Source organism: Niastella caeni (assembly GCF_004834005.1).
Classification (GTDB): domain Bacteria; phylum Bacteroidota; class Bacteroidia; order Chitinophagales; family Chitinophagaceae; genus Niastella; species Niastella caeni.
On sequence record NZ_STFF01000002.1, the window covers coordinates 128,825 to 148,689 of the forward strand.

13 protein-coding genes are annotated in these 19,865 nt (G+C 44.8%); 11 read left to right on the top strand and 2 right to left on the bottom strand.

Annotation, left to right across the window (positions count from 1 at the left end):
• Window positions 1-11: 11 nt before the first annotated feature.
• Together FAM09_RS08395 and FAM09_RS08400 are read right to left on the bottom strand one after the other, a co-directional pair.
• Complete coding sequence (locus tag FAM09_RS08395) at window positions 12-896, bottom strand: 3-hydroxyacyl-CoA dehydrogenase family protein (protein WP_208025513.1); 885 nt, start codon at window positions 894-896, stop codon at window positions 12-14.
• A gap of 255 nt (window positions 897-1,151) precedes the next feature.
• On the bottom strand, window positions 1,152-1,793 hold the full coding sequence (locus tag FAM09_RS08400) for a carboxypeptidase-like regulatory domain-containing protein (protein ID WP_166437068.1): 642 nt from the start codon (window positions 1,791-1,793) through the stop codon (window positions 1,152-1,154).
• A 104-nt stretch (window positions 1,794-1,897) separates the two neighbouring features.
• Here FAM09_RS08400 and FAM09_RS08405 point away from each other — a divergent pair, with 104 nt between their 5' ends.
• The 11 genes from FAM09_RS08405 (at window position 1,898) to FAM09_RS08455 (ending at window position 19,839) form a co-directional block, all read left to right on the top strand.
• Window positions 1,898-2,998 carry an Mrp/NBP35 family ATP-binding protein gene (locus FAM09_RS08405; RefSeq protein WP_136576661.1) on the top strand — a complete coding sequence of 367 codons (1,101 nt, stop codon included), beginning with the start codon at window positions 1,898-1,900 and terminating at the stop codon, window positions 2,996-2,998.
• 155 nt (window positions 2,999-3,153) lie between these two features.
• Entirely contained in the window at window positions 3,154-4,062 is a 909-nt protein-coding gene (locus FAM09_RS08410) for a glycerophosphodiester phosphodiesterase (RefSeq protein ID WP_136576662.1), read from the top strand.
• A gap of 115 nt (window positions 4,063-4,177) precedes the next feature.
• Window positions 4,178-4,963, top strand: a complete 786-nt coding sequence (locus FAM09_RS08415) for an SDR family oxidoreductase (RefSeq protein ID WP_136576663.1) — start codon at window positions 4,178-4,180, stop codon at window positions 4,961-4,963.
• A 211-nt stretch (window positions 4,964-5,174) separates the two neighbouring features.
• Window positions 5,175-6,461, top strand: coding sequence for a kynureninase (gene kynU / locus FAM09_RS08420; protein WP_136576664.1), 1,287 nt, complete (start codon window positions 5,175-5,177; stop codon window positions 6,459-6,461).
• Window positions 6,458-7,258, top strand: a complete 801-nt coding sequence (pyrF, locus tag FAM09_RS08425; protein WP_136576665.1) for an orotidine-5'-phosphate decarboxylase — start codon at window positions 6,458-6,460, stop codon at window positions 7,256-7,258. The genes kynU and pyrF overlap by 4 nt, the downstream gene beginning before the upstream one ends.
• A 42-nt stretch (window positions 7,259-7,300) precedes the next feature.
• The gene (locus tag FAM09_RS08430; RefSeq protein WP_136576666.1) at window positions 7,301-7,828 is read left to right on the top strand and encodes a CAP domain-containing protein; all 528 of its coding nucleotides are present in this window, start codon (window positions 7,301-7,303) and stop codon (window positions 7,826-7,828) included.
• Window positions 7,829-8,382: 554 nt separating this feature from the next.
• Complete coding sequence (locus tag FAM09_RS08435; protein ID WP_136576667.1) at window positions 8,383-12,153, top strand: T9SS type B sorting domain-containing protein; 3,771 nt, start codon at window positions 8,383-8,385, stop codon at window positions 12,151-12,153.
• Between the two features lie 21 nt (window positions 12,154-12,174).
• On the top strand, window positions 12,175-13,170 hold the full coding sequence (locus FAM09_RS08440) for a PorP/SprF family type IX secretion system membrane protein (protein WP_136576668.1): 996 nt from the start codon (window positions 12,175-12,177) through the stop codon (window positions 13,168-13,170).
• A gap of 90 nt (window positions 13,171-13,260) precedes the next feature.
• The gene (locus tag FAM09_RS08445) at window positions 13,261-15,219 is read left to right on the top strand and encodes an OmpA family protein (protein WP_136576669.1); all 1,959 of its coding nucleotides are present in this window, start codon (window positions 13,261-13,263) and stop codon (window positions 15,217-15,219) included.
• Between the two features lie 444 nt (window positions 15,220-15,663).
• Entirely contained in the window at window positions 15,664-16,203 is a 540-nt protein-coding gene (locus FAM09_RS08450) for a hypothetical protein (protein WP_136576670.1), read from the top strand.
• Between the two features lie 228 nt (window positions 16,204-16,431).
• Window positions 16,432-19,839 (top strand): SusC/RagA family TonB-linked outer membrane protein, encoded by a 3,408-nt coding sequence (locus FAM09_RS08455; RefSeq protein ID WP_136576671.1) that lies wholly within the window; start codon window positions 16,432-16,434, stop codon window positions 19,837-19,839.
• Window positions 19,840-19,865: the final 26 nt, after the last annotated feature.

The following is a 19,865-nucleotide window of genomic DNA, read 5'->3' on the forward strand; positions in this document are numbered from 1 at the left end:
ATAACTGGTAACTACCTGAATCTCTCACTCACAATCAAATCTTTACTGTCTTTTGAGTACTTATAAAATCCTTCTCCTGTTTTTACTCCCAGATAACCGGCAGTAACCATGTTCGTGAGCAGGGGACAAGGCGCATATTTGGGATTACCGAAACCTTCGAACAGTACATTTAAAATAGCATGACAGGTATCAAGCCCAATAAAATCGGCTAACTGCAATGGGCCCATGGGGTGCGCCATACCCAGCTTCATGATGGTATCAATTTCATTCACTCCGGCAATGCCTTCGTACAGGCTGTACACCGCTTCATTGATCATCGGCATTAAAATGCGGTTGGCAATAAAACCAGGATAATCATTCACCACACAAGGCACTTTGCCCAGTTGTTTGCTCAACGCAACAATGGTATCGGTAACGGTTTGCGAAGTGGCATATCCGTTAATGATCTCCACCAATTTCATAACTGGTACCGGGTTCATGAAATGCATGCCGATCACCTGGCTGGCGCGTTTGGTAACGGCGGCGATACGGGTGATGGAAATAGAAGAAGTATTGGTTGCCAGCACCGCATGAGCAGGTGCCAGGCTATCGAGTTGTTTGAAGATATTAAGCTTTAGATCGATGTTCTCTGTAGCCGCTTCTACTATCAATTCGGCATCTTTAACACCCTGGGCCATATCGGTGAACGTGGTAAGATGGTCGAGCGCGTTTTTTTTCTGTTCCTCTGTGGCACTGCCTTTGGCAATCTGGCGGTCGAAGTTTTTTTGAATGGTTTGAATGGCTTTTTCCAATTGACCGGCATTCACGTCAATAAGGTTTACGGTAAATCCATTCTGAGCAAACACATGCGCAATGCCATTGCCCATGGTACCAGCGCCAATAACAGAGATATTCATAATGTGATAATTCGATAATGTGATAATGATAGTTCGCTAAATTCAGGTTCTTCGAAATTTAGCGAATGCGTCATGTTCCGGCCTAATAAAAGCGGTGCTAAGATAATATACTAAAATGAAAACTAACAAATGTTTGTCTACTCGTGGGCCCAAGTTGTAGCTATAGGGTTAATGCTAATGCTAATACGTACCTGCTGGCTATACGTGAGGTTTGCCATTACAATAGTCTGGCTGAACCAGCCATTAGCACATTATCTAATTCTGATTCTTAAAGTCGCCTCTTTTCCAGGCTTTAATAAATTCTGCCCAGGCTGCGGGGTTGAAGATGTTTTGTGGTGGCGCCTGCCCGTTGTAATAATACCGTTGTGCATTATTCCGCAACATTATATTGGAGTTTTCTGTACCGTCACGGGGTAAAGTGCGGGCCAGTACGCGGCGTTTCGATTCATCGGTATTCTTACGGGCTATTTCTATATCATCGTCGGGAATGGATGTATTCACAAAATCGCGCTCAAACTGTTCTTTGGTGGGGCGGGGCCTGATGATGGTCGCGGGCAGGTAAACTGTGTCTGTAACCAACAATTGCAGTAAACTATAATGGTTGCCTTCCAGGTCGCGGGGAATGGTGGCCAGTTTGGGTTTGTAGCCGATAGACGTAAACTCAACTACATCGCCTTTCATCACTACTATGCTGAAAACCCCCTGTTCATTCGTCATGGTACCCCGGTTCTGGCCTTTGATCATGATAGTAACGGAGGGAATGGCTTTCAAACTGTCGGCGGTCATCACAATACCATAAAACTCAATTACGGAATCTTTCAGTTTCTCAAATTGAGCATTAGCGGCAAAGGGGATGGCAATCGCCAGAAAAACCAGAAAAAGTAAACGTCTTTTCATGCCCGTCAAATATATACATATTGCCTAAAATACTTCAACAAAATACTCCTGTCAATGGTTAATTTTGTGGGCAAATAATTCTTTTTAACAAAACTCTTAGATGAATGACCCCTGAGAAAGTCTTAGATGCATTGAGGAATGTTCAGGAACCTGATTTGGGTAAGGATATAGTTACGTTGAATATGGTAAAAGATATTGTGATTAGCGGTAATACGGTGTCTTTCACCGTGGTACTTACTACACCCGCTTGTCCAATGAAAGATATGATAGGAAGGGCTTGTGAGAATGCAGTGAAATTACTGGTTAATAAAGAGGCTGTTGTAACTGTCAATTTCACTGCTAATACGAGTACCAATCGTAAAGACACCGGGGCTGTTTTGCCGAAAGTAAAAAATATTATTGCTGTAATAAGCGGTAAAGGTGGGGTGGGAAAGAGTACGGTGTCCGCCAATCTGGCACTCGCTTTGGCCCAGGGTGGTGCAAAAGTAGGGTTGATGGATGCAGATATTTATGGTCCCAGTGTTCCTATTATGTTTGGCGTACGTGGTGAAAGGCCCATGATGAAAAGTATGGGCAGTGGGGAGAAAGGTATGATCGTTCCGCTGGAACGGTTCGGAATAAAACTGATGAGCATCGGGTTACTGGTTGATGAAAAAAATGCGGTGATCTGGCGCGGTCCTATGGCCAGCAGCGCTATTCGCCAGTTTGTAACCGATGTGTTGTGGGATGAACTGGATTACCTGGTGATCGATATGCCCCCCGGAACCGGCGATATTCATTTAACCCTGGTGCAAACTGTTCCTGTGACAGGCGCCGTCATTGTTACAACACCGCAAGACGTGGCCCTGGCCGATGCTAAAAAAGCCATCGGTATGTTTAGTCAGGCACAGATTAAAGTACCGATCATAGGTCTTGTTGAAAACATGAGTTATTTCACTCCTGCCGAATTGCCTGATAATAAGTATTATATCTTTGGCAAGGAAGGCGGCAAACGCCTGGCCGAAGAATACGATCTTCCATTCCTCGGACAAATTCCTTTAGTGCAAAGCATCCGCGAAGGCGGTGATATGGGAGTTCCTATTATGATGAGTGATGATATGATCTCGCGTAAAGCATTTGAAGAATTTTCCGCCAATGCCACCCGTAGTATTGCCATGCGCAATGCCGATATGAATGCCGCCAAAGTTGCGGAAGTGATTGAGTAGTTACCAGTTGCCAGATCCCGGTTACCGGTATCCGGCAACTGGTAACTGGCAACTAATGATTGTTAAAGCAACAAAAGGTTATTTACACCAGAGCAAAGCATCAACATTAGAACTGTTTCTCCAATATCCCTGGATCAATTCTGTAAAAATCTTATATGATTAAATTTAGGGAAGTAACAGAACTGCTATTACTCGTTGCATTAATTTTCGCGTGTCATGCATCAAAAAAAGTTTCAGATCCATTGTTGCCAGCATTTGATATAGAAGGCCATCGCGGCTGCCGGGGACTAATGCCCGAAAATACCATTCCGGCCATGATGAAGGCGCTGGAACTGGGCGTTACCACACTTGAAATGGATGCGGTGATCACCAAAGACAAACAGGTGATCTTATCTCATGAACCCTTTTTTAACCATGAGATCACTACCGGTCCCGATGGAAAATATATAACTGAACAGGATGAGCGCAAGCTGAATATTTACCACATGACCTATGCGCAAACGCAAGCTTATGATGTGGGATTGAAGCCGCATCCGCGTTTTCCTAACCAGCGGCGGCTAAAAGCTACCAAGCCATTGCTGCGCGAAGTGATCGATAATGTGGAAGCCTATCACAAATTAAATGGTGGCCGTTCTGTTTTTTATAATATAGAAACCAAATGCCAACCGGCTACCGATAACAATTATCACCCTGCGCCGGAAGAGTTTGTGAATACCCTCATGAAGGTGGTCAATGGGGCCAGGATCAGCAACCGGGTTATTATTCAGTCGTTCGATTTTCGTACGCTGCAGGCGTTACATAAAAAGTATCCCATAATAAAAACGGCTGCCTTAATTGAAGATTATGATAAACGACCATTGGAAGAACACCTGAAAGCACTGGGTTTTATGCCTACGATCTATAGTCCGGCATACAGCCTGGTCACCAAAGAACTGGTAGAAAAATGCCATGAGCGGCTGATAAAGGTGATTCCCTGGACGGTAAATGATAAAGCGGGAATAGATAAATTGAAGGCTTTGGGTGTTGATGGGATCATTACTGATTACCCGGATCTGTTGAAATGAGAAATGAGGAATGAGGAATTAAGAATGAAGAAGGGGAATGCAGAATATTGAATGTTGAATATTGAATGCTGAATGTTGAATGTAGAAGTAGGAAAGAACAAAGAAACTTACCGATATGAACTTGTCTCTCGAAGGAAGAAACGCCGTGATCTGCGGAAGCACCCAGGGTATTGGATTGGCCATTGCCGAAGAATTGGCGTTAATGGGTGCTAACTGTACCTTACTGGCCAGGAACTCAGCAGCATTGCAGGCAGCTATCAAAAAACTGGATATCGCACTACGGCAGCAGCACAGCTACCTGGTGGCCAACTTTAGTAAGCCTGAACAGGTAAAGCAGGTAATTGCCCAACACATACAACAAAACCCCGTGCATATTTTGATCAATAACACGGGTGGGCCGCCGCCGGGCTCTGTGCTGGATGCAACAGAAGAAGCATTTTTAACTGCCTTCAATCAACACCTGATCGTTAATCAGCTTCTGGCCCAGGCCGTTATTCCGTCCATGAAGGAAGCAGGTTACGGGCGCATCATCAATGTTATTTCTACCTCTATTCGCATCCCCATCACCAACCTGGCGGTATCGGGTACCGTGCGGGGTGCGGTAGCTATGTGGTCGAAGATCCTGGCTAATGAAGTAGGGCAATTCAATATAACGGTCAACAATATTTTACCCGGCCTTACCAAAACCCAGCGATTGGAAAGTTTGATCCAGAACAACGCGCAGAAACGCGGCGTATCAACCGAAGTTATTGAACAGGAAATGAAACAGGAGATTCCCATGAAACGATTTGGCGAAGCCGCAGAGCTGGCGGCAGTCGCAGCATTCCTGGCATCACCTGCCGCCTCGTACGTAAACGGAGTAAGCATTGCGGTCGATGGCGGGAAAACGGGGGCTTTATAGAAATGAGAAAGGGAAGAAAAAGGTAAAAAGGCTTAAAGGCAAAAAGGCATAAAGGCATAAAGACAACGAGGAAATGGCTTGCTTGCAGCTTGTAGCTTGCAGCTGTATTAAGGCAACGAGGGAAAGAGGCAAAGAGAAAAAAGCTGTATTCTGTACTTGCTTTCTGCTTACAGCTTATTGCTTACAGTTATTTCACGATAACAAAAACTACATGATATTTGAAAACTCACATTCATTTGCCTGCCAGCTCGATCAGGAAGACGAACTGCATTCGTTCAGGCACCAGTTTATAATGCCTGTAATAGACGGCCGGCAACAAATTTATTTTTTGGGTAACTCCCTGGGCTTGCAACCGGTACGAACTTCAGCCTACCTGCAACAGGTATTGAACAAATGGGCCAACTACGGCGTGGAAGGTTTTTTCATGGGCGAACAGCCCTGGTTACAATACCACGATCAGCTCATTCAGCCGCTTTCACAAATAGTAGGCGCATTGCCACATGAAGTAGTGGTGATGAACCAACTAACGGTGAACCTGCATCTGCTGCTGGTGTCTTTTTATCAACCCCATCAAAAACGCAACAAGATTATTTGTGAGGCCAAGGCATTTCCCAGCGACCAGTACATGCTGGAAACGCACGTGAAATATTGCGGTTTCGATCCCAATGAAGTGATCATAGAGGTAGCACCGCGTAAAGGTGAGCACACCATTCGTCACGAAGACATTCTGCAGGCAATACAACAACACAAAGACGAGCTGGCCCTGGTGTTGTGGGGTGGATTGAATTATTATACCGGTCAGTTGTTCGATATGGCGGCCATTACCAAAGCAGCACAAGCGGTAGGAGCCAAAGTAGGATTCGATCTTGCGCATGCTGCCGGTAATATTCCTTTGCAATTGCACGATTGGAACGTTGATTTTGCGGCATGGTGCAGTTACAAATACATGAATTCGGGCCCTGGTGGTATTGGTGGCGCCTATATTCATGAACGTTACCACAACGATGCAACATTGCCTCGTTTTGCCGGTTGGTGGGGGTACGATAAAGCCACCCGTTTTTTGATGCAGAAAGGATTTAATCCAACCCGGTCGGCAGAAGGCTGGCAGCTAAGTACGCCTTCACCATTGTTGTATGCCGCACATAAAGCGGCGCTGGACCTGTTCATGGAAGCAGGGATTGACAGATTACAGAAGAAGCGGAAATTATTGAACAGTTGGCTCTGGTTCCTGCTCGATGAGCTGAACAGCCAGCAATTGGAACCGGTGATCGAATTTATTACTCCCCGCGAAGAAGCCGAAAGGGGATGCCAGGTATCTATGTTGATGTTACAACAGGGTAAACAGGTGTTTGAAGAGCTGGCCCGGGCCGGCATAATCGTCGATTGGCGTGAACCCAATGTGATCAGGCTGGCGCCGGTACCTTTATACAATACTTTTGAGGAAGTATGGCAATTCACTAATATCTTGCGGCAAATTTTACAACTCCAACACGCATGACACGGCAGCAACTCGTTGAACAAATACGCACCAGGCAATCATACCTCATCGTAGGACTTGATACGGACCTTACCAGGATCCCCAAGCATTTACTGTCTAAAACCGATCCGGTTTTTGAATTCAACAAGCAGATCATTGATGCTACCAAAGATTATTGTGTAGGTTACAAGATCAATACTGCTTTTTATGAAGCATTGGGCATACCGGGCTGGGAAGCCATGGAAAAAACAGCAGCGTATATTCCAGCCACCCATTTTAAAATTGCCGATGCCAAACGGGGCGATATTGGTAATACTTCTTCACAATACGCCAAAGCGTTTTTCGAAACCCTGCAGTTCGACGCTATTACGGTAGCCCCCTATATGGGCGCCGACAGTGTGTTGCCTTTCCTGGAATATAAAGACAAATGGACGATCGTATTGGGATTAACTTCCAATACAGGCGCCCGTGATTTTGAGTTGCAAAAGGCAGGGGATGAGTTGTTGTATGAAAAAGTATTGCGTACGGCTGCGCAATGGGGCACAGCCGATCAATTGATGTTTGTGGTGGGAGCAACGCAGGCTTCAGAATTTACCAATATTCGCGCCATTACGCCAAATCATTTCTACCTGGTTCCCGGGGTAGGGGCGCAGGGCGGCAGTTTAAAAGATATTTCAGAAAAAGCCATGAATAAAGAGGTGGGTTTGTTGGTAAACGCCAGCCGGGCCGTTATTTATGCATCAGACCAGGAAGATTTTGCTGTTAAAGCAATGCTAATAGCTAAAGAATACCAGCAGGAAATGGCCGGCTATCTGTAAGAGTGGAACGGTTGTTGTTTAAGGGGAATTGAAATCTTTACTATGAAAACGATGAGATTCTCCCTGTACGCATTATTATTAGGTGTGGTATTATATTCCTGTCGAAAAGAAGATACCGTTACCGAACAGCCGAAACCTGGTGGCAATGGTGATACTACTGCTACTGACAGTTCAGTGAACGAATCAACCCTGTTAGCACTGGTAAATAATGTACGCAAAACAGGTTGCACCTGTGGTTCAACCGCCATGCCGGCTGTTGCACCCGTAACCTGGAATAACCTGCTTGAAAAAGCCGCCCTGCTGCATAGTGCGGATATGAATAAGAATAATTACTTCAGCCATACCGGTCTCGACGGTTCATCTCCCGGCACCCGTTTAACCCGCGTTGGTTACAACTGGATAGCTTATGGTGAGAACATTGCCAAAGAATATACTTCCGAGCAAGCGGTCATGACTGACTGGCTGAAAAGCGAAGGCCACTGTAAGAACATCATGAGCAGCAATGTAAAAGAAATGGGCGTGGGCCGCGATGGTAATTACTGGAGCCAGCTTTTCGGGGCCAGGAATTAGTTAATAAATTATTAGGTTGTACAAGACAGATTCAAGAACATAGGACCTACTATTTAATACTTAACACTTATTATTTGAAACATATTAGAGGTGGGTTTTACAAATTTTCCTTCCATTTTAAACCTCATAAGATATTTACTTTCACGCAGTTCGATTTAGGAAATGTGAATTATTTTTTCATTAACAGATAGGGGTGCACACAATTGCAGGTGCCTAAAAAGCGTTCTTAGAAGTTGTAAGACGTAAAGATACCAAATGCCTTTTCCCGAAACGTTATCGGTGATTTTAACCAGGTATCGAATAAGTACTAAAGAATTGATAGTGCTATTACTATATTTCCGGGAAAGCATTAAGTATTTAAACGTGCCATTTGCACCCATGAACCCTGTAGAGCCCTTGTATGAATGATCCATTCTTACATGGGTTATGCTGTTAAATGGGTACCATTAACCAATGATCAATACAAGTACTGATAATTGGTTTTTAAGTTTTTAAACATAATCAGAAAAAGAAGATCTATTATCCTATAGAAATTTAAAATCCAATCATCGGCTATGCGAAAAATTTTACGCGGGCACGTATTTAATAAACATTTTCTCTTTACCCTATGTTTAGGTTTTTCTTTCTTTCTTAAAGCCCATGCACAGGTGTCCGGTACATTTACCATCAACTCTGCCGTAGCTACCGGCGGTTCTAATTTCAATTCATTTACAGACGCCGTTGCTTCTTTGTCGGGTGGCGTTAATGGCGCGGTTATATTCAATGTGCAATCAGGCAGCGGCCCTTACAACGAGCAGGTGATAATTAATAACATTACAGGTGCTTCAGCTACCAATACTATTTTATTTAACTGTAATGGCGTAACCCTTACGTTCATGTCTACCAACAGCACCCAACGTGCTGGTATAAAACTGAACAGTGCCGATTATGTAACTTTTGATAATCTCGTGGTTGTGCCGCAGGGTGTTAATTTCGGTGAATATGGTTATGGTTTCCATTTATTAAATGATGCAGACAATAATACGATCAGGAACTGCCAGATCAATAATGGTTATAACATGTTCGATTTCGAAGCCAATGAAGGCATTGTGATCAATGGGAATAATGAAAATTCAGTGTTGCCGGGATATAGTAATTGTGATGATAACCTGATCCAGGGGAATACCATTTCGGGTGGCAGCGTAGGAATAACCCTCTCATCGATACCGGTTACCGGTAATCCGCCCATATATATAAACGGGAATAGGATCCTAAACAACACCATTTCAAATTTCGCATTTTACGGAATGCAGTTTTCTTATAACAGCGGCACCCAGATAAATGGAAATGATATATCAGGAGGACCGAATTTATATATCTCATCCGGGATCTATATTGGTGGTTTAAATCAAAGTCTTTCCGTAACCAACAACCGTATCCATGATCTTGCAGTGCCTGATTTTATGGGCGGCAATGACGTGACTGGTATTTTGCTCAATTCCCAGGGTGTTGCCGGCAGAGAAAGCACCATTGCCAATAACCTTATTTATAATATACAAAACAACGAGTTGCAGTTTGGGATTGCCGCACGCAACGGGTTGAGTTCTTATTTTAATATCTACCATAATACAATATCACTCGATGATCAAATACTGCCCGGCACTGAAACTTATGGGTTTTATTTCGAAAATGTAACCGATATCGACGTAAAGAATAATATTGTAACAATTACGAGGCCATCCACTAATTGGAATTATGGCATCTACGTATTGGCGGCCCCCCCACGATTTACTAGTGACCATAATGATATTTATGTACAAACAGGGATTTCTTTTATATGTGATTTTGGATATTATGTAGGTAACGATATACCTACAATAGCTCAATGGCGGGCAGATACCGACCTGGATCATTTTTCAACCGATATAAATCCGTTATATACCAATTTGGCCGGGTCAGATTTCAGGCCAACTGCACAGCCTATAGATAACATGGCACTTTTTGCAAGTATCACTACCGATATTACCAGCGCAGCCCGCAATACTACCAACCCCGATCCGGGTTGCTATGAGTTTACATCAGCAGCATGCTCTACGCCTGTTACAGCCGGTACTACCTTTGTAGCGCCTGATTCAATTATGTGTATAGGTCCGAAGATAACTTTGGGAGTATCGGGTAACTCTGCAGGCGGGGGACAAACCTATACCTGGCAAACATCTACCACTGCAACGGGCACTTTTACCAATCTTACCGGCGCGCTCGCATTCCCGCTTTATGAAGGGTCGCCTACTACCACTTTATACTATCGGGTTGCTGTTACCTGCGGCGCCACTACGCAATATTCTAATCCGATCAGGGTGTTAGTGACATCTGCACTCAACGGCGGTACCTATACCATCAACTCTGCATTGCCTACCGGCGGTATCAACTTCAACTCTTTCAGCGATGCGGCACGGGCATTGCAATGCGGTGTAAATGGCCCTATCGTATTCAATGTATCAAGTAATAATGGTCCTTATAACGAACAGTTGATCATTCCGGCAGTAAATACTTCCGCTACCAGAACAGTTACGTTTAATGGTAACGGCGCTACTATTGCCTATGAACCAACGAACGATGCACAAAGCGCAGTAATAAAATTAGATGGTACCGACTATATAACCTTTGATAGCCTGAATGTGGATGTGTTGGGCTCCCTGGAAGGGTTTGGTTTCGGTATCCAGTTAATGAACAATGCCGATCACAACACCATAAGACGCTGTACGGTAAATGTGAACAAAATATCTACCAGCCCTTACTATGCAGGTATTGTAATGAATGGTGACAATATAAATCCAAAATTAGAGATCACGAACAGTTTTTGCGATAGCAACCTGATCGAAAGAAATACCGTGAATGGCGCATATGTTGGCATTACTTGTGTATCTAAATCAGATGTTGATGGATTAACTTCTTATTCAGTGGGGAATATTATCAGGAAAAATACCCTGATCGATAACTGTAACTTTGGTCTTTATATAGCCGGAACCGAGAATTTGGTTGTAGACAGCAATGAGATCAAACATGTCAACCGTTCCATATTTACCATCAACCCCTTCCAGAGTATTTTTATATACAGAGTAAACTACGGCCTCTCCATAACAAGGAACAGGATCCATAATTTATTGGAAGGAAATAAAACTTCTGTTGTTTCGATCGATGGTATACGATTTGAAAGGGTGGTAACCACAGCCGCCAAACCGCATATGGTTAGCAATAATGCGCTGTATTACTTCAGGGGTAATGGTATTCAACAGGGGTTATATGCCATCAGCTCCAATTACATAAAATTCTATCACAATACGGTTTCGTTAGATGATACTGCATCAACCGCGTTAATTACCACCCGAGGTTTTGCGCTGTTCGGAACCGGGACCACAGGTATTGAGGTAAAGAACAACAACTTTGTAGTAAGACGCGGCGGAACAGCCCCTAAATATTGTATATACCTGTCTACCAACGATAGCGGACTGGTGGCCAATAACAACAACTACTACATGAATGCTGCTTCCGGTACCAGGAATAATGTGGGTTATATGGGCGGTATAGAATACCTGTCTTTAACCAACTGGCTGGCTACCCGCAAAGATTCTGCTTCCATTTCAGTTGATCCTGTATATCATGATATGCCCAATGGTGACCTAACACCTACCAAGATCCCGTTTGAGAACAGAGGGACCAACGTTGGCATCACCAAAGACATCTGGGATGCAACAAGAAGCACAACAGCTCCCGATATCGGCGCATTTGAATTCACTATATGCAGAACACTTACCAATCCGGTGTTAACCGTAGACTCGGCAGGTGTAAATGTTATCCGGTTTAGCTGGCAGGCCATTCCTAACACCTCCGGTTATCGCGTATCACGCGATGGCTTCAACTGGACAATGCCTTCTTCCGGCGCTATGGGCACTACTCATACCATCACCGGTTTAAGTCCCCGTGATACCGTTGGATTGATGGTGAAAGCGCTGGGATCAAGAGTTGATTGCCCGGAATATTTATCTCAACGGGTAACAGGCCAGGCGCTCACCGATCAGATCTTTGTTCCCAACACCTTTACGCCAAATGGCAACGGGCAGAACGATGTGTTCAAAGTGTACAGCAATGTACTGTCAACAGTTCGTTGGATGGTATTCAACCAATGGGGCGAAAAAGTATTTGAAACTTCCGACAAGCAGGCCTCGTGGGATGGAAACTATAAAGGCAAACCGCAACCGATTGGCGTATATGTATATGTGGTATCCGGCACATTGTCAGATGGAACCAAAGTAACTCAAAAAGGCTCATTTAATCTTATCCGGTAAATAATCCTAAAACTGTTTGTAATGCGATATCTTATAAAAACCGGCTTGTTACTGTTGACGCTTTTGTCAGGCATTACAGGTCATTCTCAAACAGATCCACATTTCTCACAATACTATGCATATCCGCTATGGCTGAACCCTGCTTTAACAGGCGCCATCGACGGTAACTACCGGGTTACGGCAATGTACCGTAGCCAGTGGGGGGGTATTACCAACCCATTTGCAACGCCCGGTATTTCGGCAGATATAGTTACGAATAAAAATGTAAGCCTTGGTATGAACGTCATGAACCTGCGGGCGGGTACCATTGGTTACAGCTATTTGACCGGGTATGCTTCCATGGCCTATAATGGTGTTCGCTTTGGCTATCATCAAATATCAATGGGTATGGCATTCGGTGTCATCAATCGCCGGTTCGATCCTTCCAAGTTCCAAACGGGCGACCAATGGAACCCATACACCGGTTACGACCCAACGAACGGCGGCACTGAAGTGTTGAATAAAACATCGGCCATTGCATTTGATGCAGGTGTTGGCGCTGTATATTATGATGGTACGCCGGGGAGAAAATACAACTTCTTTGGCGGCCTTTCTGCTTACCATTTAACGCAACCGCAGGACCCCTTCCTGGCCGGTGATCACGAAAAAATGCCCATGCGGTTGACTGCCCATGCTGGTATAAAATATAATGTGAATGAAGATGTAAGCATTACGCCCAACGTGTTGTACATGCGGCAGGGGAACAGCCAGGAAAAAATGGTTGGCGCCTATGCCCAGATGCGCGTTAATGAAACCACCGACTTTTTATTGGGAGCTAACTACCGGTTTAAAGACGCATTGTGCCCTTATGCCGGTGTTTATTATAAGAATTATATGATCAGTGTGAGTTACGATGTAAATACATCTGACCTCGGAAAAGTGGGCGGCAATGCCAATAACTTCGAAATCTCTCTTACGCTCATTGGCCGCAAAACAGTTAAACCTGATGCGGTGCCATTTGTGTGTCCGAGATTGTAGTAAGAGGCAAAAAGGCAACGAGGCATAAAGGGAAGAGCTTTGTATTCATTATCACATTAGCAAATTATCACATTAGCAAATTGATTATACATGATTAAGCATTTAATAATAGTTGCCGGTTTAGGAATGGCCACCGCCGCGGTAAATGCGCAGGTGACCAACTTTAAACGGGTGGCCGAACAGTTTTATGCCAAGGGCGATTATTATTCTGCCGCTCATTACTTTGAAAAATATTTAAGTGGAAAAACGCCCACCCGCTCCGGCTATAATGCATACGTAGTACAAAAGCAAGGTGCAGCATTGATCAATCCCAACGATTTAGGTGGTCTTGATGGAAAGCTGTTGTACCAAATGGGGGATTGCTATTATAATTTGAATGATTACATACATGCCGAGCAGTGGTATAAATTGTTGTTGAAAAGAGATTCTGCTACCTGGCCGCTTGCCCGGTATTATTATGGGGTTTGTTTACGCGCCAACGGCAACTATAACATTGCCAAAGAGGAACTGGATAGGTTCATTCAGCATAATACGGAAGGCGACAAATACACCAAGCAGGCGCAACAGGAAATAGAGAATTGTACATTTATTCAACAACAATTGACCAACGGCCCTACGGGAATTAAAATTGAAAGGTTAAGTAACAACATCAATAAAGAAGGCGCTAACTATGCCGCCAGTTGGCTTAACAGCAACACCCTGGCATTTACATCAACCCGTTCAGAAGGTTATAACAATGCCCTGTACACCGCCTCCTATCAGGATGGGGGATTTGGAAAGGTGGAAAAAATAAACGTAGCAACGTCAAGAAGCATTCAGTTGGGAACACCGGCATTTACACCCGATGGTTCAAGAATGTTTTTTACCGGCTGGATCGTGAAGAACACTAAAAAGCTATCTGCGATATATATGAGTGAACGCAATGGCGACAGATGGAGCGAGCCGGTTTTAATTGACGGTAAACTCACAGAAGAATCATTCAATTCACGTCAACCCCAGGTTACCCCCGACGGTAAATACCTGCTGTTCTCCAGCGACCGTTCAGATGGTATTGGCGGTTTTGACGTTTGGTATGCAACCCTCGACGCTAAGGGTATGCCCGGTCAGATAACCAATTTGGGACCGGCCATCAATACAACCGGTAACGAAGAATCTCCTTTTTATCATGCCGGAAGTCAATCGCTGGTATTTGCCTCCAATGGAAGGACCGGTATGGGCGGCTTCGATCTGTTTGCTTCTACCGGTGCTTTTACCGGGTCGTGGACGGTAGCGCTGAACCTGGGTTACCCGGTGAACTCTGAAAAAGACGACATCTATTTTGTTGGCAAAGGCAAGGGCCTGCTGGAGGATGCATTGATAAGCAGCGACCGGTCGTCTTTGTGCTGCCTTGAATTATTCTCCATACATAAGAACTACCATCAGATATTTACGGGTGTGGTGCTGGATTGCGAAACCAAAAAACCATTGGAAGGCGCGATCGTAACAGCTAAAGACCCGCGTGGTAATCAAATTGCTGAAATTAAAACACAGGCGGGTGGCAAATACACCATTCAAACAGATGCCGGGCTGGCCTTACAGATCAGCGGCCAACAGGAAGATTACCAAAACGGTTTGTTGACGGCTTATCCTTCCAAAGGCGATACCGTGTTTGCCCAGGAGTTGTGTTTAACCAAAAAGCCCGATCCGTTTAAAAACAAAACCGAAGTTGTTTACCAGATCGTATTCGAGTTGAAAACAGAGATAGCGCCCGAATCATATCCTTATCTTGACCTGATTGCTGCCTACCTGAAGGCAAACCCGACGGTGGTGCTGGAAATAGATGTGCATACGGATGGTCTGGGATCGGTAAAATCGAACCAGTTCCTGTCGCAGGGCCGGGCCAACGCCTGTGCTGAGTACCTGATAAGGGCTGGTATTTCGCCCAATCAGTTGTCGCCGAAAGGTTTTGGGGAATGTTGTCCGCTTGAAAAAGAAACAACGCCTGATGGAAAAGATATTCCGGCTGCCCGTGAAAAGAACAGACGTGTTGCGTTTAAAATGATACAATAAGCGGCCCCGGAATTGACAAACGGTGATCTGCAATCGATCAGGTACAATCATCGATCGATGAACAGACAGGTATAATGGTTACTGGCAGTGGGCTGGCCACTGGTTTACCGCTCGTTTTTGAGTTTAAAGTCAAAAAAGTACTATATATAATAGAAAGCTCCCGGCTTCGCTTCAAGCGAATGGTCCGGGAGCTTTTTTTATCCCTGATTTTCCCTTTTTCCGGTTTAATTTATGGCTGGTATTAGTGATGGAAACCAGGCTGGATGCCGTTTCAGGCGCAAACCGCGTATAATTAATGCTTTTTGCAGTAAATAATCGCCTTTTTGAGCTCTACCTATTAAATCTATCGAGTATAAAAATCCTTAAATTGCAATAATACCCAGCCTTTAATGGCTTTTGTACGTATAAAGCTTAGATCATCTACATAATCAAAATTTACATTTTATGAAACACGTTTTCTCAGTCCTCTCTGTTACCTGCATCGCGTTTTTTACAATTTTCTTATCAACGACCAATACCGGCTGTAAAAAGGGCGATGATGGAGCCAAAGGTGATACCGGAACGGCAAATGTTATGTACTCAAGCTGGCTGGATGTAAACTTTGATCCTGCAGTGAACACGGCTGGAGATACTGTAGCCTGGACCGCAGAAATTACTGCACCGAAAATAACCAAGACCATTCTGGATTCCGGTACTGTTAAAGTGTACCTCAATGCCGGAACTGCAGCAAGCCCCGCTATTTTCCCTTTACCTATCGCTGATTTTTATTACGCACTGACAGGCGTTGAGAACCTGAATCTTTATTTCACAGTAGGCACTATCAATCTGTATGCTACACAAGATGCAAGCACCTTCACCAGCAGCGGCGCTAAATCATGGCAATACCGCTACGTGATCATTCCAGGTGGCGTACATACCGGAAGATCGGCTGTTAACTGGAATAATTATGAAGCAGTAAAGGATTTTTACAATATTCCTGACTGAGAATTCACTGGTAAGCATAATCTGTAAGCTGGTAGACCCTTAAGAAACCATTCTTTCCGGGAAACCGGATGTAAAGAATAATCGTATTTATTTCCATTGGTATGAACCGAAATAGTAACCTGCTGGGTCTGTGCATTAGCCAATGCACAGACCTGGCTGGTTAAATGAGCATTCCTGAAAGGATGCGTACGCGTTAACCTATCTTCTGTTAATCAAAAACTAATTGCTATGCGTTTTATGCAAAACGCTTTTGAGGCAAAAGCAGTACAAACCACCTGCAAAAGACTGTTATTGTTGGTGTTTGTAGCTGGTTGTTTGCCTGTCACTACCCACGCATTCGAACTTCCCAACCACACAAATAATCACAAGTTTTTCCAGGATACTACTTTGGTAAGAGGTAAGGTTTCCGGATCGGAAGAAGGCGGCGTATTGCCGCAGGTGTCTGTTCAGAACCTGGTTTCCCGCAGAGGTACCTTTACCAATACCCAGGGCGAATTTGCTATTGGCGCCCGCCGGGGCGATAGTATCCGGTTTACCTATGCCGGAAAGGCGCCACAAACCATAATTTACCGCGGTGAGAAGTTTCTGGAAGTACATTTGTCGGAAGGTGGCAAAGCGTTATCTGAAGTGATCGTAACCGGTTTCCAAACCATCGAAAAAGCGAAATTTGCCGGTTCTGCCGCAACCGTAAAAATGGATGAAGCCAAGTTGAACGGCCAAACCGATATCAGCCGCATGCTCGAAGGACGGGCAGCCGGGGTATCGGTACAAAACGTATCGGGAACTTTTGGTACGGCGCCCAAAGTGCGGGTGCGTGGCGCTACTTCTATCAACGGCGATAACAAACCATTGTGGGTAGTAGATGGCGTGGTGCTGGAGGATATCGTAAACATTTCAAACGACCAGTTGTCGAGCGGCGACCCTACTACTTTATTGGGTTCTGCCGTAGCCGGCTTAAATGCCAACGATATTGAAAGCTTCGACATTTTGAAGGATGCATCTGCCGCAGCCCTGTATGGCGCCCGCGCTATGAATGGAGTAGTGGTGATCACTACTAAAAGAGGACGTGCCGGCAAACCTAACATAAACTATATCGGTAACTTCAGTTCTTACCTGAAACCCACCTACCAGGATTTTAATATCATGAACTCCGCCCAGCAAATGTCGGTGCTCGCCGAGCTGGAGCGCAAAGGCAGCCTCAATGTCAATATTCTCGACCGGGCAGATAACGGGGTGTATGGTAAAATGTATGAACTGCTGAACCAGGTAAATCCTGATGGCAGCTTTGCCCTGCAGAACACGACGGCTGCAAAAAAGAATTTTTTAATGCGGTATGCAAGGGCCAATACCGATTGGTTCGACCTGCTGTTCCGCAATAATTTTATGCAGGAGCATTCGCTCAGTATTTCTTCGGGAACCGACCGCTCCCAGTCTTATTTTTCTACCAGTTATTATGGCGATAACGGCTGGACTGTTGCCGATAAAGTAAGCCGCTACACACTCAACTTCCGCAACAACTATAAATTCAACGAAAAGCTGTCGGCCGACTTTACCACGGTAGGATCGGTACGACAACAAAAAGCGCCCGGCGCTTTGTCGCGTAACAGCAACCCCGTAGATGGAAGCTATGATCGCGATTTCGATATCAATCCTTTCAGTTACGCCCTCAATTCAAGCCGAACTTTAACGGCATTCGACGAAGCTGGTAACAGGGAATATTTCCGTAGAAACTACGCTCCGTTCAACATTCTTACTGAACTGGATAATAATTATATCGACCTGAAAGTGATCGACCTTCGGTTGCAGGGAAGCCTTAAATACAAAATCACCCCCGAACTGGGATATGAGTTTGTAGGCGCTTTGCGCTTTGTAAAATCGAGCCGCGAGCACCAGATCACTGAATCCTCCAATATGGCCAATGCGTATCGCGCAGCGGGCACTTCTACCATAAAATCGAATAACAAATTCCTGTACCGCGATCCTGAAAATCCCGATGCAGAACCGGTAGTGGTGTTGCCCTATGGTGGTTTTTATAATCGCACAGAAGATCAACTGATCAGCTACGATTTCAGGAACAGCATTAACTACAATAAAACATTCAACGATATACACAGCATCAGCTTGCTGGCTGGTCAGCAGGTAAAGTATGCCGATCGCCAGCAATTCTCCAATACAGGTTATGGATACCAGTATGAGAACGGTGGCGTTCCATTTATTGATTACCGTATTTTAAAGCAAACCATCGAGCTGAACTTCCCTTATTATGGAATGTCGAAAGACTATGATCGCTTTGTGGCCTTTTACGGATCAGGTACCTACACTTACAATTCAAGATATAACCTTACCGGAACCGTTCGTTACGATGGTTCGAACAGGCTGGGTAAATCAAGACGCGCCCGCTGGCTGCCCACCTGGAGTATGGCCGGTTCATGGAACGTAGAACAGGAAAAATTCATGGAAAATGTAGGTTGGGTTGATGCGCTTACCGTGCGCGCCAGCTATGGACTTACCGCCAGTATGGGCCCTGCCACCAACTCGAACATTGTATTAAAGAACATTAATACCAACAGAACTTATTTAACAGAAAGAGAGTCGGTAATACAATTGGTGAACCTGGAGAACAGCGAGCTAACCTGGGAAAAATTGTATACTGCCAACCTGGGTGTAGATGCTACCATGTTAAACAAGCGCCTCAATTTCAGTGTAGACGTTTACCACCGCAACAGCTTCGACCTTATTAGCCTGGTAAAAACCTCCGGTGTAGGTGGTGAGCCTTACAAAGCGGCCAACTATGCCGATATGGAATCGCAGGGTGTAGAAGTGCTGGTAGGCTATGTAGTAGTGAATAACAAGACCTGGAAATGGCGTACCAACGTTACAGCCGGTTACAACACCAATAAAATTACCAACGCCCGGAACGAACCCATTATTTGGGACCTGGTAGCAGCCGAAGGCGGTAATAAACAAGGATACCCGGTACGCAGTTTGTTCTCTATTCAGTATAAAGGGCTGGAGCATTTTACCGGTGTTCCGCAGTTTATTGACGAAACAGGTAAAACCGCTAACACGGTATACCTGCAGGACCAGAATACCAGCTTCCTGGTTTATGAAGGACCTGTTGATCCCAAACTGACCGGTGGCTGGTTGAACAGCTTTAGCTATAAAGACTTTACCCTGAGCGTATTCATCACCTATCAGGCAGGCAATAAGATCAGGTTATACCCCGCATTCAGGAACAGTTATTCTGACCTGGACGCAATGCCCAAAGAGTTTTTTGACCGGTGGACAATGCCCGGCGATGAAAATTTCACTACCATACCCTCCATACTGGGCTCTTTTGAACAATCAAAATTAGGTGGTAGCACACCGTACAATAATTACAACTATTCAACTGAACGGATAGCGCGGGGAGATATGGTGAGATTGAAGAACGTTTCGTTTACCTGGCAGGTGCCAGCCAAAATGATCAGAAGGATAGGCGTTAACAGCCTGGCTTTGCAAGCGGTGTCGAACAATCCCTGGTTGATCTATTCTGATAAGAAACTGAAGGGACAGGACCCTGAGTTTTTCAATACCGGTGGTGTTGCACAACCCGTGCAGAAGCAGTTTACGTTCTCTGTGAAGTTGGGGCTATAGTTCATTAGTTCATAAGTTTCTAAGTT

Excerpts from the sequence above, each read along its gene's own strand:
- FAM09_RS08435 (WP_136576667.1), top strand. The coding sequence starts at position 8,383 with ATGCGAAAAATTTTACGCGGGCACGTATTTAATAAACATTTTCTCTTT.
- pyrF (WP_136576665.1), top strand. The coding sequence starts at position 6,458 with ATGACACGGCAGCAACTCGTTGAACAAATACGCACCAGGCAATCATAC.
- FAM09_RS08450 (WP_136576670.1), top strand. The coding sequence starts at position 15,664 with ATGAAACACGTTTTCTCAGTCCTCTCTGTTACCTGCATCGCGTTTTTT.
- FAM09_RS08395 (WP_208025513.1), bottom strand. The coding sequence starts at position 896 with ATGAATATCTCTGTTATTGGCGCTGGTACCATGGGCAATGGCATTGCG.
- kynU (WP_136576664.1), top strand. The coding sequence starts at position 5,175 with ATGATATTTGAAAACTCACATTCATTTGCCTGCCAGCTCGATCAGGAA.
- FAM09_RS08440 (WP_136576668.1), top strand. The coding sequence starts at position 12,175 with ATGCGATATCTTATAAAAACCGGCTTGTTACTGTTGACGCTTTTGTCA.
- FAM09_RS08415 (WP_136576663.1), top strand. The coding sequence starts at position 4,178 with ATGAACTTGTCTCTCGAAGGAAGAAACGCCGTGATCTGCGGAAGCACC.
- FAM09_RS08445 (WP_136576669.1), top strand. The coding sequence starts at position 13,261 with ATGATTAAGCATTTAATAATAGTTGCCGGTTTAGGAATGGCCACCGCC.
- FAM09_RS08455 (WP_136576671.1), top strand. The coding sequence starts at position 16,432 with ATGCGTTTTATGCAAAACGCTTTTGAGGCAAAAGCAGTACAAACCACC.
- FAM09_RS08410 (WP_136576662.1), top strand. The coding sequence starts at position 3,154 with ATGATTAAATTTAGGGAAGTAACAGAACTGCTATTACTCGTTGCATTA.
- FAM09_RS08405 (WP_136576661.1), top strand. The coding sequence starts at position 1,898 with ATGACCCCTGAGAAAGTCTTAGATGCATTGAGGAATGTTCAGGAACCT.
- FAM09_RS08400 (WP_166437068.1), bottom strand. The coding sequence starts at position 1,793 with ATGAAAAGACGTTTACTTTTTCTGGTTTTTCTGGCGATTGCCATCCCC.
- FAM09_RS08430 (WP_136576666.1), top strand. The coding sequence starts at position 7,301 with ATGAAAACGATGAGATTCTCCCTGTACGCATTATTATTAGGTGTGGTA.